The sequence below is a fragment of the Agromyces sp. Y182 genome, assembly GCF_059445385.1.
The window spans coordinates 859577-875649 of the sequence record NZ_JCAIUF010000002.1; the positions used below are offsets into that span (position 1 = coordinate 859577).

General features: G+C 68.8%; 14 protein-coding genes. 2 read left to right on the plus strand and 12 right to left on the minus strand.

All coding sequences use genetic code 11. From position 1 onward, the window contains the following. Positions 1 to 9 precede the first annotated feature (9 nt). On the plus strand, positions 10 to 657 hold the full coding sequence (locus tag AC1C2R_RS18550; RefSeq protein ID WP_495380877.1) for an RsmD family RNA methyltransferase: 648 nt from the start codon (positions 10 to 12) through the stop codon (positions 655 to 657). Here the strand turns inward: AC1C2R_RS18550 and thiL are convergent. Beyond that, positions 627 to 1637 carry a thiamine-phosphate kinase gene (gene thiL / locus AC1C2R_RS18555; RefSeq protein WP_495380878.1) on the minus strand — a complete coding sequence of 337 codons (1011 nt, stop codon included), beginning with the start codon at positions 1635 to 1637 and terminating at the stop codon, positions 627 to 629. The genes AC1C2R_RS18550 and thiL overlap by 31 nt on opposite strands. A gap of 25 nt (positions 1638 to 1662) precedes the next feature. After that, positions 1663 to 3399, minus strand: a complete 1737-nt coding sequence (locus AC1C2R_RS18560; RefSeq protein ID WP_495380879.1) for a VWA domain-containing protein — start codon at positions 3397 to 3399, stop codon at positions 1663 to 1665. A gap of 204 nt (positions 3400 to 3603) precedes the next feature. Here AC1C2R_RS18560 and AC1C2R_RS18565 point away from each other — a divergent pair, with 204 nt between their 5' ends. Further along, entirely contained in the window at positions 3604 to 4122 is a 519-nt protein-coding gene (locus tag AC1C2R_RS18565; protein WP_495380880.1) for a DUF3515 family protein, read from the plus strand. Positions 4123 to 4161: 39 nt separating this feature from the next. On the opposite strand, the gene AC1C2R_RS18570 is transcribed toward AC1C2R_RS18565, so the two are convergent. The 10 genes from AC1C2R_RS18570 to AC1C2R_RS18615 form a co-directional block, all read right to left on the minus strand. Next, positions 4162 to 5280: a D-alanine--D-alanine ligase family protein gene (locus AC1C2R_RS18570; RefSeq protein WP_495380881.1), complete on the minus strand. Its 1119-nt coding sequence runs from the start codon at positions 5278 to 5280 to the stop codon at positions 4162 to 4164. Beyond that, positions 5180 to 6319 (minus strand): NAD(P)H-dependent glycerol-3-phosphate dehydrogenase, encoded by a 1140-nt coding sequence (locus AC1C2R_RS18575; RefSeq protein ID WP_495380882.1) that lies wholly within the window; start codon positions 6317 to 6319, stop codon positions 5180 to 5182. The genes AC1C2R_RS18570 and AC1C2R_RS18575 overlap by 101 nt, the downstream gene beginning before the upstream one ends. After that, a complete protein-coding gene (locus tag AC1C2R_RS18580) occupies positions 6309 to 7085 on the minus strand; it encodes a lysophospholipid acyltransferase family protein (RefSeq protein WP_495380883.1) in 777 nt (258 codons plus the stop codon). The genes AC1C2R_RS18575 and AC1C2R_RS18580 overlap by 11 nt, the downstream gene beginning before the upstream one ends. Before the next feature lie 7 nt (positions 7086 to 7092). After that, a complete protein-coding gene (murA, locus tag AC1C2R_RS18585; protein WP_495353613.1) occupies positions 7093 to 8463 on the minus strand; it encodes a UDP-N-acetylglucosamine 1-carboxyvinyltransferase in 1371 nt (456 codons plus the stop codon). Next, entirely contained in the window at positions 8460 to 9080 is a 621-nt protein-coding gene (gene leuD, locus AC1C2R_RS18590; RefSeq protein WP_495353612.1) for a 3-isopropylmalate dehydratase small subunit, read from the minus strand. The genes murA and leuD overlap by 4 nt, the downstream gene beginning before the upstream one ends. A gap of 2 nt (positions 9081 to 9082) precedes the next feature. Continuing rightward, the gene (gene leuC / locus AC1C2R_RS18595) at positions 9083 to 10546 is read right to left on the minus strand and encodes a 3-isopropylmalate dehydratase large subunit (RefSeq protein WP_495353611.1); all 1464 of its coding nucleotides are present in this window, start codon (positions 10544 to 10546) and stop codon (positions 9083 to 9085) included. 164 nt (positions 10547 to 10710) lie between these two features. Further along, entirely contained in the window at positions 10711 to 11214 is a 504-nt protein-coding gene (locus AC1C2R_RS18600) for an FHA domain-containing protein (RefSeq protein ID WP_495353610.1), read from the minus strand. Between the two features lie 43 nt (positions 11215 to 11257). Next, complete coding sequence (locus AC1C2R_RS18605) at positions 11258 to 13771, minus strand: transglutaminase TgpA family protein (protein ID WP_495353609.1); 2514 nt, start codon at positions 13769 to 13771, stop codon at positions 11258 to 11260. Continuing rightward, positions 13768 to 15084 (minus strand): DUF58 domain-containing protein, encoded by a 1317-nt coding sequence (locus AC1C2R_RS18610; RefSeq protein ID WP_495380884.1) that lies wholly within the window; start codon positions 15082 to 15084, stop codon positions 13768 to 13770. Before AC1C2R_RS18610 ends, AC1C2R_RS18605 begins: the two co-directional genes overlap by 4 nt. Further along, positions 15081 to 16049, minus strand: coding sequence for an AAA family ATPase (locus AC1C2R_RS18615; RefSeq protein WP_495380885.1), 969 nt, complete (start codon positions 16047 to 16049; stop codon positions 15081 to 15083). The genes AC1C2R_RS18610 and AC1C2R_RS18615 overlap by 4 nt, the downstream gene beginning before the upstream one ends. Positions 16050 to 16073 lie beyond the last annotated feature (24 nt).

The following is a 16073-nucleotide window of genomic DNA, read 5'->3' on the forward strand; positions in this document are numbered from 1 at the left end:
GCCGAGAGCATGACCCGCATCATCGCCGGATTCGCCGGCTCCCTGACCCTCCGGGTGCCGCGTTCCGGCACCCGTCCGACGAGCGACCGGGTGCGCGAGGCGATCTTCTCCGCCCTCGAGGCACGAGACGCCCTCGAGGGCGCACGAGTGCTCGACCTGTACGCCGGATCCGGTGCGCTCGGGCTCGAGTCGGCGAGCCGTGGCGCAACAGACGTCGTGCTCGTCGAACGCGCCAAACCCGCCGCCGACGTCTGCCGCGCCAACGCCGAAGCACTCCTGAAGGCGACGCGCGGCCACCACGCCCCGCACATCCGGGTCGTCATGCGCGCGGTGGCCGCCTATCTCGACGGCGCGCCGGCGGGCGTCGACATCGCGTTCATCGACCCGCCCTACGAGCTCGACGAAGCCGCGCTCGCTCGAGATCTCGAGCTGCTCGCGCCCCTGCTCGCCCCGGACGCGATCGTGATGGTCGAGCGCAGCTCCCGCTCGCCCGAGCCTCGGTGGCCGACGGGCGTCGCCCCTGAACGCCGACGCGACTACGGCGAGACCACCCTCTGGTGGGCGAGCACGGCTGACCCGGCTGACCCGGCTGACCCGGCTGACCCGGCGAACGGAGCAGGTGCCGGTCAGCCCGATCGGCCATCCCAGCCGGAATAGGGATCCCACCCGGCTGCGTCGATCGCGACTCCGTCGACGAAGAGTTCCCCGGCGGCAGCTGTGACCCGGCCGATGCGCTCGAACGGCTCGGGCAGCGCCGCGTCGGGCGAGAACGTCGCGAGGAGCCCGTGGTCTTCCCCGCCCGCGAGCGCGAGCCGCACGTCCGGCCCGAGGGCGGCCGCCGAGAAGTCGAACCCGACGCCGCTCGCCACGGCGATGCGCCGGGCATCGCGAGCGAGCCCGTCGGAGACGTCGAGCATCGCCGTGGCCCCCGCCTCGGCTGCGACGATCCCGGCCGCGACCGGCGGGGAGGGCGCGAGCTGCGCGCCGATGAGCTCTGGATACCGGGCGCGGAGCGACTCGGCCAGCTCGGCATCGGGCGCGCCCGCGGCATCCGTCGCCTCGGCGAAGAGCAGCGCGAGCCCGCGGGCGGCGTCGCCGCGCGCGCCTGCGTGCGCCACGACGTCGCCGGGGCGGGCGCCGCTGCGGGTCACGGGTGCACGACCCTCGAGGTCGCCGAAAGCGGTCACCGCGATCGTCAGCACCGCCGAGGCCGACAGGTCGCCGCCGACGACGCCCGCACCCGGCGCGAGCACCGCGAGCGCCTCGCGGAGGCCATCCGCGATGCCCTCGAGCACCGACGCCTCCGTCGACGGCGGAGCGGCGATCGCCACGACGAGCGCGGTCGGTCGGGCACCCATCGCCGCGACATCCGTGAGGTTCGTGGCCGCCGCCTTCCACCCGAGCTCGAACGGGGTCGACCACGCGAGACGGAAGTCGGGCCCGTGCACCATGAGGTCGGTGGTCACGACGAACCGCCCGTCGGCCGCAGCGACGACCGCTGCGTCATCGCCGGCGCCGAGGAGTGCGGCGTCGCCCGCCCGCAGTCGCGGCAGGATCAACCCGAGCACCGCGTCTTCGCCGAGCGCGCCGACGGTTCGAGGGTGCGCCGCGGCGTCCGATGGCTGAGGCTCGTGCATGCTCCTCACGGTAGCGTGCGCGCCGTCAGCAGTTGGGTCGGCAGGCCCGCTGCGAGAGCGCGTCGGTGAGCACCACGCTCAGGTCTTCGGGGCGGGCGGCGGAGTACGCGGCACCGCCGGTGGCCTCGGCGATCCTGCGCATCGCATCGATATCGGTATCGGGGCCGATGCCGATGAGCACCACGGGCACCGGCTTGTCAGGGTCGTTCAGGGCTGCGAGTTCGGCGAGCAGCTGTTCGCCCGTGATGCCGACCTCGTCTTCGTTGCGCCCGTCGGTGAGCAGCAGCACCGAATTGACCTTCGCGGGGTCGTACGTCTCGAGCACGCTCTTCACCGCCGCGAGCGTGGTGTCGTAGAGCCCCGTCGCGCCGCCCAATCGTGCCGGCAGTGAGGCGATGACCTCGTTCATGTGCTGCTTGTGGGCGTCGTTGGAGAGGCGATCGATCGGCGCGAGCTCTTCCCAGTCCTGCTCGCCGACTCGAAGTGTGGAGAACCCCCACATGCCGAGGTCGACCTGCTCCGAGAATTGGTCGATGGTGGTCGCTGCTGCCTGCTGGAGCACATCGATGCGACGCTGACCGGACACGGTCGGCTCCTCCATCGACCCCGAGAGGTCGACGACGGCGAGGATGCGCGACCGCACGCTCACGACGCCCCAGGTGCGCAGAATCGCGACCTGAGCGGATGCCGCGGCCGAGCTCACCTCGATCGGCGTCTCGATCACGCCGTCCTGCTCGAGTTTTCCGCCGCCGCTGCCGTCGCGGAAGCCGTCGGTCGCGAATTGCGTGCTCGCCTCCCAGAGGGCGATCTTCAGTGCACCGAGCTCGCGGGCACGGAGCTCGAGCGCGAGGCTGTCGGCATCGGGTTCGGCGCGTGCCTCACCCTCGGCGGGCAGGTTCTTGGCGAGCTCGCTCTCGTCGAGGAGCCGAAGGAACGGGTAGCTGAGTGCGAGGCTTCCATCGCTCGGGTACAGCGCGACGAGCGGGTCGGCGCCCTCCTTGCGGTTGTGCAGGGCCACTTGCTGCTCGCTGGCGATCGCCACGGTGCCGGGCTTGCTCACAGTGAGCGCGGCGAACGCCGCGTCGGCGTTCGCGGGAACTTCCCCGTTGAGCCTGAACATCGCGTCCTGGAACTGCCGCGGCTGAGTGATGTCCACCTCGCCCTGAAGCGACTGCAGCGCGTTCAGGCTGGCCGACGATGCCTCGGGATCGGGCAGCAATGCGTCGAACTGGTCGATCAGCAGCCCTTTCCAGCTGAGGTCGACGCCGGTGAACTCCTCGGCGCGGCTCACGGGAGCGGCGAAGATCACCGGGCTCGTCGCGATCGAGCGTTCGAGCGCGATGTCGGGCACGGGGCGACCGAGGGAGCGCGCCATGCTCGACATGCGCACGAGCCAGACCGGCGAGTCCGGAATCCACGCGTCGACCGCGGACGCGTTGCCGGAGGCGAGCACGGCAGCAGTGTCGGCCGACGCCTGCGCCTGCACCTCGGTGTGCGAGCACGCCGCCTCACTCGCGTCGTACTCGGCCGCGACGGCTTGCACCGTTGCCGCGATCGCCGGGTCGGCCACGACGGTCAGTTCGGCCGGCTCGGTGCACTCGACGACCGGATCGAGCCAGGCACCGAGTCCGCCGGTGGCCCACGCGGTGCCGACGGCCCCGACGCCGCCGACGAGTGCGATGGTCGCGACCGCCGCGACGATGACGGTGTTCGTGCGTCGCCGCCGCTTCCTATTCTGCTCTCGCTCGCTTCGACGACTCACTCGTGCTCCATTGCTCGTCGGTGAGTAGTTTCGGTCACCGCGCTCGGGATCACCGCGATCGTTCAGGGGGTCCAACGGGGTGGGGCATCGCGGCGTGCTGGTAAGCATCATGACATTCGATCGCCCGAAACGCATCTTCCGCGTCTGTCTGGAGCTGGGCGGCACCCGGTTTCCGGCCGGCTCAGTCGCGATATCCTGAGCAGGATGTCTCTGTCAGCCCAGTCCGCCCGACCGCACCTGCGGCTCCGAGTACTCGCTTCGGCGGCCCTCACCGCGGCCTCGGTGCTCGTGCTCGCCGCGTGCAGCCAGACAGTACCGGTCGAGACCGCACCCGAGGCGAGTGATGCCGACTGCGCCGCCGTCGTGGTTCGACTGCCCGACTCGCTCGCCGAGGGCACGGATGCCGAGCAGGTGCAGCGCGAGACGAACGCCCAGGGCACCGGAGCCTGGGGCACGCCCGCTTCGGTGGTGCTGCGCTGCGGGGCGGAGGCACCGGGCCCGACCACCGACCGCTGCGTCAGTGTCGACGGCGTCGACTGGGTCATCGACGAGTCGGAGGCCCCGCAGTACCTGTTCACGACCTACGGGCGTACGCCCGCCGTCGAAGTGCTCGTCGACAACGACGTCGTCTCGGGCACGACGGTGATCACCGAGCTCGCCGCAGCGGTCTCCGTGATCCCGGCCGATGGTGCGTGCACGACCCTCGACGATCCCGTCGACTGACGTCTGCGGGTTGAGCCTGCCGAAACTGAGGTCTGCGGGTTACCGGCTTCCGCGAGCGTGGCCCCCATCGATCAGTTCGGCGATCAGATCGGTGTAGCTGAGTCCCGACTGCTGCCAGCACGTCGGGAACATCGAGATCGGAGTGAAGCCCGGCATCGTATTGATCTCGTTGACCACGTACCCCTCACCCGTGAGGAAGACGTCGACACGTGCGAGTCCCTCGGCGCCGATCGCCTCGAACGCCCGCCGCGCGATGCGCTGCAATTCGAAGAGCTCGCCGTCGCCGAGATCTGCCGGGCAGATCAGCTCGACGCCCGGGGCGTCGAGGTACTTCGCGTCGAAGTCGTAGAACTCGCGGCCGCTGACGACGACCTCGCCGGCGACGCTCACACGAACGGATGCTCCGCCGGCGCCGCCGAGCACACCGCACTCGATCTCGCGGCCGACCACGGCAGCCTCGACGAGCACGGTGCCGTCTTCGGCGAAGGCGACCTCGAGCGCGTCGTCGAGGCCCGCCCAGTCGCTCACCTTGGTGACGCCGACGGATGAGCCCGCACGGGCGGGCTTGACGAACACGGGCAGGCCGAGCGCCTTGGTGCGACGCTCCCAGAGCTCACGGTCCTCGTTCCATGCCGGCCGGGTCAGCGTGACCCACGGGGCCACGGCGATGCCTGCGCCCTCGAGTACGGTCTTCGTGAAGTGCTTGTCCATGCCGATCGCCGAGGCGAGCACGCCGTTGCCGACATAGGGCAGACCGAGCAGCTCGAGCAGCCCCTGGATCGTGCCGTCTTCGCCGAACCGCCCGTGCAGGATGGGGAAGACCACGTCGACGTCGCCGAGAGAGCGTTCGCGTGAAGAGGCGGCTCCACTGAGTCCCGTCGAAGTGTCCGTCACCCGCAACTCCCTCGACGATGCGCTCTCGGGCCAGTGCACGCGGCTGCCGTTGTCGGCGACCTCTGGCAAGTGCGCCGGGTCGAGCGCGAAGCGATCGGGGTCGTCGGACTCCAGTACGAACGCCCCGTCACGGGTGATGCCGACCGGGATCACCTCGTAGCGACTACGGTCGATCGCCCGAAGCACTCCGCCCGCCGTGGCGCAGCTGATCGAGTGCTCGCTGGAACGCCCGCCGAACAGGAGAACCACCCTGAGCTTGTCCATCGATCGTCCTTTCGCCTTGCGGCTCGTCATCGGTCGTGAGGTGGGGCGCGATGTCCTTCGGGTCGAGGGTGCCCGCGAGCACCTGTCGCACCTGTTCGACGATGGGCATGTCGACGCCCATCGCTCGCGCCAGTTCGAGGATCGGCCCGACGGATGCGAGCCCCTCTGTGGTCTGCTGCATCTGATTGACGACGTCGTTCAGGTGATAGCCCTGGCCGAGCAGACGGCCCGCCGTGTTGTTTCGCGAGAGCGGCGACTGGCTCGTCGCGATGAGGTCGCCGAGCCCCGCGAGCCCCGACAGCGTCTCGGGGTGGGCGCCGTACGCGACCGCGAAGTCGGTCATCTCGACGAGACCTCGAGTGATGATCGACGCCTTCGTGTTCTCGCCGTAGCCGACGCCGTCGACGATGCCGATCGCGACGGCGATGAGGTTCTTCAGCACCCCGCCGAACTCGGTGCCGATCACGTCGGTGTTCACGAACGAGCGGAAGTAGCGGTTCGTCGCGACGGATGCCACGGCCTGCGCCGTCTCGAGGCTGCTCGATGAGACGACCGCCGCCGTCGGCTGCTCCTTCGCGATCTCGAGTGCGAGGTTCGGCCCCGAGATCACGGCGATCTGCGAGGGTTCGATGCGCAGCACCTCGGCGATGACCTCGCTCATGCGCTTGCCCGTCGACTTCTCGACGCCCTTCATGAGCGAAACGACCGTGGATGCCGCGTGCAAGTGCGGCTCCATCGTGGTGAGGTTCTCGCGCAGCGACTGGCTCGGCACCGAGATGTAGACCTGCTCGGCACCGGCGAGTGCGAGGTCGAGACGGCTCGTCGCCCGCAGGCCGAGCGGCAGGTTCACCCCCGGGAGGTAGTCGCTGTTGCGCTTAGCCTCTTGGATCTCCCGCGCGAGTTCCGGGCGCCGGGCCCAGATGACGACGTCGGCGCCGCCATCGGCGAGGATCTTCGCGAAGGTGGTGCCCCAACTGCCCGCGCCGAGTACGGCGACGCGCTTGCCTGCGGTCTTCCCGGCGGGAGTTCTAGTCTTCAATGCGACCCGTCTCCTTCTGGCCGTGTGCCGTCGGGTCCCAGCGCTGCGCGGGAGCGGGTTCATCACGCACCTCCGAGAGGAGCATCGCAATGGCGTTCATCAGCTGCTCGGTCGCCGCGAGCAGCGTGCGCTGATCGAGCGGCTTGCCGCGGTACGCACTGAGGTCGAGCGGTTCGCCGATGATGACGTCGATGGTCTTGCGGGGGAAGACGCTGATCTTCTTGCTGTACCGCGGCATGAGCCGCTGAGTGCCCCAGTGCGCCGCGGGGATGATCGGGATGTCGCGTTCGAGTGCGATACGCACCGCGCCGGTCTTGCCCCGCATCGGCCACAGCTCGGGGTCGCGAGTCAGCGAACCCTCAGGGTAGACGACGACCAGCCGCCCCTTCTCGACGAGCTCTTCGGCCGCGCGCAGCGCCGTGTGGCTCTTGCTGCCCGCGCGCTCCACGGGGATCTGCCCTGAGGTGCGCAGCAGCCAGCCGAGCACCGGGTTCTTGAACAGCGACGCCTTCGCGAGGAAGCGCGGCGCGCGGCCGAGCTTCCATGCCGCGGCACCCATCACGAGCGGGTCGATCTCGCTGTAGTGGTTGGGCGCCAGCACGAAGGCGCCGGACTGCGGCATCCGCTCGGGGTGATGGAACCGGAAGCGGGTCGCGAGGTTCAGCGGCGGCAGCGCGATACCGGCGAGGAGCCAGAAGAACGAGGGGCGGCGGGTCTCCGAACGTGCCTTCACCGAGGTGTTCGAAGACGGGTCGTCGTGTAGCACTCCCCCATTATCCTTCGAGTTCGAAATCCGCCCCGAGCAACTCGAGCTTCGTGATGAAGTCCTCGTAGCCGCGCGCGATGATTCCGACGTTCGACACGGTCGACCGGCCTTCGGCGGTGAGCGCCGCGATGAGGTGGCTGAAGCCGCCGCGCAGGTCGGGCACCTCGATGTCAGCTCCGGTGAGCTTCGTCGGGCCCGAGATGACTGCGGAGTGCTTGAAGTTGCGCTGACCGAATCGGCACGGGCGACCGCCGAGGCACTCTTTGTGCACCTCGATCGATGCGCCCATCTCGACGAGCGCGTCGACGAAGCCGAAGCGCTGCTCGTAGACCGTCTCGTGCACGATCGAGACGCCCTTCGCCTTCGTGAGGGCGATCACGAGCGGCTGCTGCCAGTCGGTCATGAACCCGGGGTGCACGTCGGTCTCGATGATGACGGGCGAGAGCTCGCCGCCGGGGTGGAAGAAGCGGATGCCGTCGTCTTGGATTTCGAAGTCGCCTCCGACCTTGCGGAAGACGTTCAGGAAGGTGAGCATCTCGGCCTGGCGCGCACCGCCGACGAAGATGTCGCCGTCGGTCGCGAGGGCTGCAGCGGCCCAGCTCGCGGCCTCGTTGCGGTCGAAGAGCGCGCGGTGCGTGTAGCCGTCGAGCTTCTCGACTCCCTCGATGCGGATGACGCGGTCGGTGTCGACCGTGATGATCGCACCCATCTTCTGCAGGATGTTGATGAGATCCATGATCTCGGGCTCGATGGCCGCGCCCGAGAGTTCGGTGATGCCGTCGGCGAGCACCGCAGTGAGCAGCACCTGCTCGGTCGCACCGACGCTCGGGTACGGCAGCGACACCTTCGCCCCGTGCAGTCCGCCGGGGGCGGACATGCGGATGCCGCTCGGCAGCTTCTCGACGATGGCGCCGAAGTTGCGCAGCACCTCGAGGTGGAAGTCGATCGGACGGTCGCCGATGCGGCAGCCTCCGAGGTCGGGGATGAACGCCTCACCGAGCCGGTGCAGCAGCGGGCCGCAGAACAGGATCGGGATGCGCGATGAACCCGCGTGCGCGTCGATGTCGGCCATGTGCGCCGTCTCGACCGCCGACGGGTCGAGGATGAGCTCGCCTTCGACGGGGCCGTCGGTGACGGTCACGCCGTGCACCTCGAGGAGGCCTCGTACGATGCGCACATCACTGATGTTCGGAACGTCTTTCAACACGCTGGGGGTGTCGCCGAGGATCGCTGCGACCATCGCCTTGGTGACGAGGTTCTTCGCGCCCTTCAACTCGATGCGTCCGCGAAGCGGTTTGCCTCCGTTGATCGTGATCTTGTCGACGTTCAACCCGACTGCCGTTCCATGGTTCTTTGCATCCTGCCCGATCGTGTTCACAGACTCCCTGATTCCGCCGGCTCCCGGATGGGGAGCGTTTTCGGCCGCCACGATTCTCGATGAGACTCGAATTCGGCGATTGCTGGTTCATCTCTGAGGGTGAGCCCGATGTCATCGAGCCCCTCGAGCAGCCTCCACCGAGTGTAGTCGTCGAGGTCGAACGGCACTCTGAGCGACCCTACGGCCACAGTTCGCTCAACGAGATCGACCGTCACGGCTATTCCCGGATCGGCCTCGACGACCTCCCAGAGCCGTTCGACGTCTTCGTAGGCGACTTGCGCTGCGAGGAGGCCCTGCTTGCCCGAGTTGCCACGGAAGATGTCGCCGAATCGCGAGCTGATGACGACGTCGAAGCCGAAGTCGCGCAGCGCCCACACGGCGTGCTCGCGGCTCGAGCCCGTGCCGAAGTCGGGGCCCGCGATGAGCACCCTCGCTCCCTGGAACTCGGGGCGGTTCAGCACGAACTCGGGGTCTTGACGCCAGGCGTGGAAGAGCGCGTCTTCGAAGCCGGTCTTCGTGACGCGCTTCAGGAACACCGCGGGGATGATCTGGTCGGTGTCGACGTTCGAACGGCGCAGCGGGGCTGCAGTGCCCGTGACGGTGGTGATCTTCTCCATGGTCAGCGCTCCTCCCCTGCGGTCTGCAGATCCCATGGACTCGAGAGTGTTCCCCGGATCGCCGTGGCCGCGGCGACGAGCGGTGACACGAGGTGGGTGCGACCGCCCTTGCCCTGGCGGCCCTCGAAGTTGCGATTCGAGGTCGATGCGCAACGCTCGCCGGGAGCGAGCTGGTCGGGATTCATGCCGAGGCACATCGAACAGCCCGCGAAGCGCCATTCCGCCCCGAACTCGGTGATGATCTTGTCGAGGCCCTCTGCCTCGGCCTCGAGGCGAACGCGGGCCGAACCCGGCACGACCATGACGCGCACGCCGTCGGCCTTCTGCTTGCCCTGGATGATCGAGGCGAACGCACGCAGGTCTTCGATACGGCTGTTGGTGCACGAACCCATGAAGACCGCGTCGACCTTGATTTCTTTGAGCGGCGTGCCCGGCGCGAGCGCCATGTACTCGAGCGCACGCTCGGCTGCGGCACGTTCGTGCTGGTCGGCGATCGCCGCGGGGTCGGGAACCGCTTCTGAGAGCGAGACGCCCTGGCCGGGGTTCGTGCCCCACGTGACGAACGGCTCCAGCGCGTCGGCGTCGATGAAGACCTCGGCGTCGAACTGCGCACCCTCGTCGGTCGCGAGGGTCTCCCAGTACTCGACGGCCTCGTGCCAATCCGCACCCTCGGGCGCGTGAGCGCGGCCCTCGAGGTACTCGTAGGTCGTGGCATCGGGTGCGACCATGCCGGCGCGTGCGCCCGCCTCGATCGACATGTTGCAGATCGTCATGCGCCCGTCCATCGAGAGGGCGCGGATCGCGCGTCCCCGATACTCGAGCACGTACCCCTGCCCGCCGCCGGTGCCGATCTTCGCGATGACCGCGAGAATGATGTCTTTCGCGGTGACGCCCGGGCGCAGCGTGCCCTCGACGTTGATGGCCATCGTCTTGAACGGCTTCAAGGGGAGGGTCTGGGTGGCGAGCACATGCTCGACCTCGCTCGTGCCGATGCCGAACGCCATCGCGCCGAATGCGCCGTGCGTCGAGGTGTGGGAATCGCCGCACACGACCGTGATGCCGGGCTGCGTGAGACCGAGCTGCGGCCCCACGACGTGGACGATGCCCTGCTCCTTGTCGCCGAGCGAGTGCAGCCGGATGCCGAACTCGGCCGCGTTGCGTCGCAGGGTCTCGATCTGCGTACGGCTCGTGAGGTCGGCGATCGGCTTGTCGATCTCGAGGGTGGGCGTGTTGTGGTCTTCTGTCGCGATCGTGAGATCGGGCCGGCGCACCGGGCGACCGGCAACGCGCAGGCCGTCGAAGGCCTGGGGACTCGTGACCTCGTGCACGAGGTGCAGGTCGATGTAGATGAGATCGGGAGTGCCGTCTTCGCCCTGCTTGACGAGGTGGGCGTTCCAGACCTTCTCGGCCAGGGTGCGCGGGCGCTCGCCCGTCGCGACGGCACTGTTCGAGCGTGCTGCATTCATGCGATCTTCTTCCTCAGTTCAAAGGTCAGCCGACGACGAACTCCGCGACGGGGAAGGCCTTAGAACGAGGCCCCGTCGCGGCACCGAAGGAGAAGAAGTCGTCGTGCGCGCACCACTTCAGGCTAACACTTCGGAATCGGCGGGCTCGCCACGCATCACCCCGGTCATGCCCGGTCGACCACCACCGCGAACGACCCGAGATCGACGCGGGCACCCGGCGCCAGCACGACGCGTTCGCCGGGAGCGAGGTCGTGTTCGACACCATGCGGGTCGGTGACGAGTACGCCGTTCGTCGAGTGCAGGTCGGTGATCGAGAGTTCGGCACCCTCGAGGTCGACGATCGCGTGCGTCTTGGAAACCGACTTCGCGGGATCGACGACGGGCACGAGCGCAGCGTGCGGCCGCACCGCGACGGGCGACGGGTCACGGCCCAAGACGAGCGATCCACCGACCTGGAACCGTTGCCCGTCGGCGAGGCTGAGCACCCACGGCCCGTGCGGAGTCGCCTCGGCGGCGGGCACGACCGGGTCGGGACGCGCTGCCGGGGCGCCGGCCGGGACGAACACGGGGAACTTCGCCGACCGCACGGTCTGGGCAGGATCGGGCGCAACCTCGACCGGGGCGGGTATCAGACCGGGAGGCGGAACGATGAACCCCTCGTGTTCCACGACACCACTCTAAGCGAGCGTGTCAAGCCTCCCGGCGAGCATTTCAGCCTGTTGCGGGCGCAGCGGGCGGTGGCGTCGCGGGTTTCGCCGCCCTCGCACCGTCCGCGGGCTTCGCGCCAGAGATGTCGACTTTGGACCAGTCTCGCTTCGAGCGGATGCGGAACCGGCTGAAGAACCGGCGCAACCGGCCGGATGCCGCGCGCGCGAGTCCGACCGATTCGAGCGCCTCGTTCCAGCTCTGCTCCACGACGGCCTCGTCGACGACCTGACCGCCGAAGACGGCGCGATCGGTGGCGTCGGCCAACGGCGTGACCCGGATGCTGCTCGCCGGTGAATCCGCCCGCACCACACGCACCGGACCCGTGTCCGTGTGTGCTGCACGCGCATCGCCGAGGCCCTGCTCTCGCAATTGCAGTTCGATCGAAGCAGCGACCTGCCGGCGACTGCCGATGCGCGGCACCTCGAAACCGAGCTCGGCGAACTCATCGGTCAGTTCGTCCCACGCACCCGCGGCGCGCCGGTCACCCGGCCCGCGAGTGCGACGACGGCGACGACGGCGTGCTTTGATCGCCGCGATGACGAACATCGTTCCGAAGAAGAGAAGGAGCGGGATGCCGACGGCGCCGGCGGTGACCCACGCCCACGCCGGGATCACGAAGCCCTGGTCCTTCTTCTCGTCGTCGCTGTCGTCGATCTCCACGGCCGTCAGCAGGTCTTCATCCTCGTTGTCGCTGCGCGGGGGCTGGCGCACCTGCGGCTGCGGCTCGGACTTCGGCTTGGGCGTCTGATCCTGCGGAATGTCGGTCTCATCGGGCGTCGGGTGGAATGCCACCCAGCCGGTCTCATCGAAGGCGACCTCGACCCAGGCGGTGACGTCGTCGCCGACGACCTCGACCGATTCGGCGTCTTCGCCGACCTCGGGGGCGAACCCCATCACCACGCGCGACGGGTATCCGAGATACCGCGCCATGAGCGCCATCGCCGAGGCGTACTGCTCTTCGTCGCCGACCATCTGCGATCGGGTGAAGAGTTCGATCATGCGGTCGGCGCCATGGCCGGCGCGCGACGGCACCGAGTCCGATGCGAGGCCGTGGCTGAGGAATCCCTGCGTCTTCAGGGCGGTCTCGATGGCACGGAGCTGCTCGATCGGCGTCTCGGCCGTGCCGGCGAACTCCTGGGCCTTCGCGACGACGACGTCGGGCGTGTTCTCGATGGGCGGGAGGTCGATCTGCGCGGGTGGCGTGTCGATCAGGTCTTCATCGTCGATGCTCCGCTGCACGGTCGCGTCGATCGAATACCGATAGCCCTCGGTGACCCCGCTCGTGAGCACCGCCGTTCCCGTGGCCGGGTTGTACCGGAGGTCGCCGGCCCGGTCGGAACTCGTGCGATCGTCGAAGACCAGTCGGGTCGGGTACCCGACCCCCGGCAGCCAGACGTCGTCGTAGGAGCTGACCTCGACTTCTGCCCGACGTTCGCCACCCGCCCGCATGAGCCCCGGCAACGGGATGCTCTCGCCGACGAGCGAGAATCCACCATCGCTCGCGGCCATGTCGTCGGGTCCGGCGACGTTCCAGAGCTTGCCGTCGTAAGAGTCCATGCTCGCGAGTCGGATGACATCACCGGGTTCGAGACCGGTCACCGTGAAGAGCGGCGTGTCGGCGAGGTCCTTCGTGTACGCACGGAAGCCCGCGAGCGGGCTCGGGAAGGCCAGCGGGTCGAACGGGGGCGTGATCTCCTCCCTGAGCACGAAGCGGTCAGGCTGCGTCGGCGCGAGCGCCGTGCCGGCGAGTGCTCCGACGAGCACGGCGCCCGTGACGAGGATTCCCGTTCCCATGACCTTGCGCCGGCGAAGCCGGGCGGCACCCTCTTCGCTCGCCGAAGGTGCGGCCTGCCGCCGCCATCCGAGCCAGATGAGTGCGATCACCGCGAACGCGACACCGCGAACGCCCGCGAAGTACGCCTCGTCGGTGCCGAGCAGGATGCCCGACAGGAAGAGCAGCGCCGGGCCGATGAGCAGCACGCTCGCCCGAAGCGGCGTGCGCCGCACGACGAGCCAGCGGCTCGCGAGCATCGTGCCGACCAGCGCGACGAGCCAGGTCGCGAAGTAGGGCACGACCGGAATGTAATAGGGCGCCTCGACCGGTGTCTGCAGGGTGACGATGTCGGCCCAGCCCCAGACCGCGCCGAGCGCGAGACCCGCGAGGCTCTCGACGCTCGGTACGAAGCCGATGATCGATTGGCCAGGCATCGTGAGCACACTGCCGAACAGGAAGTAGCCGAGCAGCGCCGCGAGTACGTTCGTGACGACTCCGAGTCGCAGCATGTAGCCGAGCACGCCGAACGCGGTGCCGACGACGAGTCCGCCGATGCCTGCGACGAGGAAGTTGTGGTCGCCGAACGACGTCTCGTAGCCGATGACACCGAGGAGCGAGAGGATCGAGAGGATCGCGACGTCCGGCCAGGCACGCACCGGGAACGCACGGGTCGCCTGCTCGGTCGAGGGCGCCGGCGAGGGTGCGACGGGTGCGGGCGACGGCGGGGTGAGGGTCTCGGTCACGGCCGTACCCTCCGCAGCACCCGAGGCAGATCGCCGATCTGTCCGATCGTGACGACCGTGAGCCCCGACACCTTCGCGATGCGCGACGGTGCGCCGAACTCGGCACGGAACCCGATGGTCTGCGTGTCGAGTCCGAAGACGGTCTCCGCCGCGCGGAAATCGGCCAGCGGCACCGCAGAGCCCCCCACGATCATCACGACGCTCGGCGCAGGCAGTCGCTTCGTCGAGTCGCGCGCGAAGTCGCGGAGGTTCGGGTGGTCGCCGGATGTCTCGGTCAGTCGTGACGAGTCGTCGAGCAGTGCCATCGGGGTGGCGGTGGAGAGAGGCATCCGTTCGCTCACGATGCTCATGTTCGTGCCGTCGCGCACCACCTGCACGCCGATCGACGCGGTGATCGAGATGGCGAGCTCGAATTCGTCTTCGGAGGCGTACGCCGCGCGATCGGTCGTGTGCACGATCGTGAGCTGCGAGCGGCGCGTCTCTTCGAACTGACGCACCATGAGTTGGCCGGTGCGCGCCGAGGTGCGCCAGTGCACGTTGCGCAACGCGTCTCCGGGCTCGTAGGAGCGCAGCGCGTGGAAGGAGATGTCGTCATTCGTGATGGTCTTCGTGATCTCACCTTCGAGGTCGCGCACGAGGCCCGACGCGCTGGGGGCGAGGCGCGCGGTCACGGGGTGAACGAAGAGCTCGACTTCATCGGTCCAGCGCACGGTTCGGCGCAGCAGCCCGAGCTGGTCGCCGCGAACGGTGATCGCCGGTCCGGCGACGATGACGGCGCGCCGGTGCGTCGGCACGGCGAAGAGCTCGTCGTGCTCGGCGTTCGGGGCGAGCACCGGGATGACGAACTCGGCGGTCGCGCCGCCGACCGGCAGTTCCATGCGCGAGGGGATGGACGGTTTCGCGGCCACATTGGTCACGACCATTCGGCCGAGTGCCCGCTCCCCCGCGACCACGCGGTGCGGGTTCAGCTCGATGCGCACCCCGAAGTTGGTGCGGCCGAAGACGAAGACGACCGCCACGAGGAGCGCGGCGATGAGCGTCGCGCCGACGTAGCCGAACTCGACCCAACCGAAGATGCGGCTGAGAGCGAATGCCACCACCGCGCCCGCGAACACCAGCCAGCCGGTCGGTGAGACCACCCGGGTGACGGGCGCGGCGAACCCGAAGACGCGCGTAAGCGCCTGCCCCGCGAGGCGAAGGGCGTTGCGCGTTCCCCCGATGACGGCGCGCCACAGACCTCGCACCGCGATGGCGGTCTGCGAGGGCGTGCGCGGAGTGGCGTCCGGGCGTTCGGCGGCGGTCGTACGGCTCATGCCGCGCGGTACGCCGGGGGCTCGATGTCGACGAGCACGCGGCTCACGATGTCTTCGGCGGTCACCCCGGCGAAGTCGGACTCGGGATCGACGATGATGCGGTGCGAGAGCACGGGCACCGCGAGCTCGCGTACGTCGTCGGGAGTCACGTAGGTGCGCCCCTGCGAGAGCGCCCAGGTCTTCACTGCACGTGCGAGGGCGAGGGCACCTCGCATGCTGACGCCGAGGGTGGAGTCTTTATGGCTCCGCGTCGCGGTCACGATGTGGTTCAGGTAGTCGAGCACGGATGCATCGACGAACACCTCGGAGGCGAGTTGCGCCATCGCCGCCACTGAACCGGGCGCGATGATCGGCGACACCTTCGACGCGCGGGCGCGGTTCGAGGAGTCGAGGAGCAGGGCGACGGCGGTGTTGTGATCGGGATAGCCGAGCGAGGTCTTGATCAGGAAGCGGTCGAGCTGGGCTTCGGGCAGCGTGTACGTGCCGGCCTGCTCGACGGGGTTCTGCGTCGCGATGACCATGAAGGGGCGGCCGACCTCGTGGCTCACGCCGTCGACGGTCACTCGAGCCTCCTCCATGACTTCGAGGAGCGCCGACTGCGTCTTCGGGCTCGCCCGGTTGATCTCGTCGGCGAGCACGATGGAAGCGAAGATCGGTCCCTTGTGGAACTCGAAGACGCCCTTGCCCTGGTCGTAGATCGTCACACCCGTGACATCGGAGGGCAGCAGGTCGGGGGTGAACTGGATGCGCGAGTTCGTGCCGTCGAGCGTGTTCGCGAGTGCCTTGGCGAGCACGGTCTTTCCGGTGCCCGGCACATCCTCGAGCAGCACGTGGCCGTCGCTGAGGAGTGCCATCACGACGAGCCGGATGACCTCGCGCTTGCCGAGGATCGCCTGGTCGACGTTGTCGACGAGCTTCGCGAAGGCGTCGGAGAACCAGTCTGCCTGTTCCTGTGTCACTGCCATCGGGTCATCTCTCTGTATAGGGGT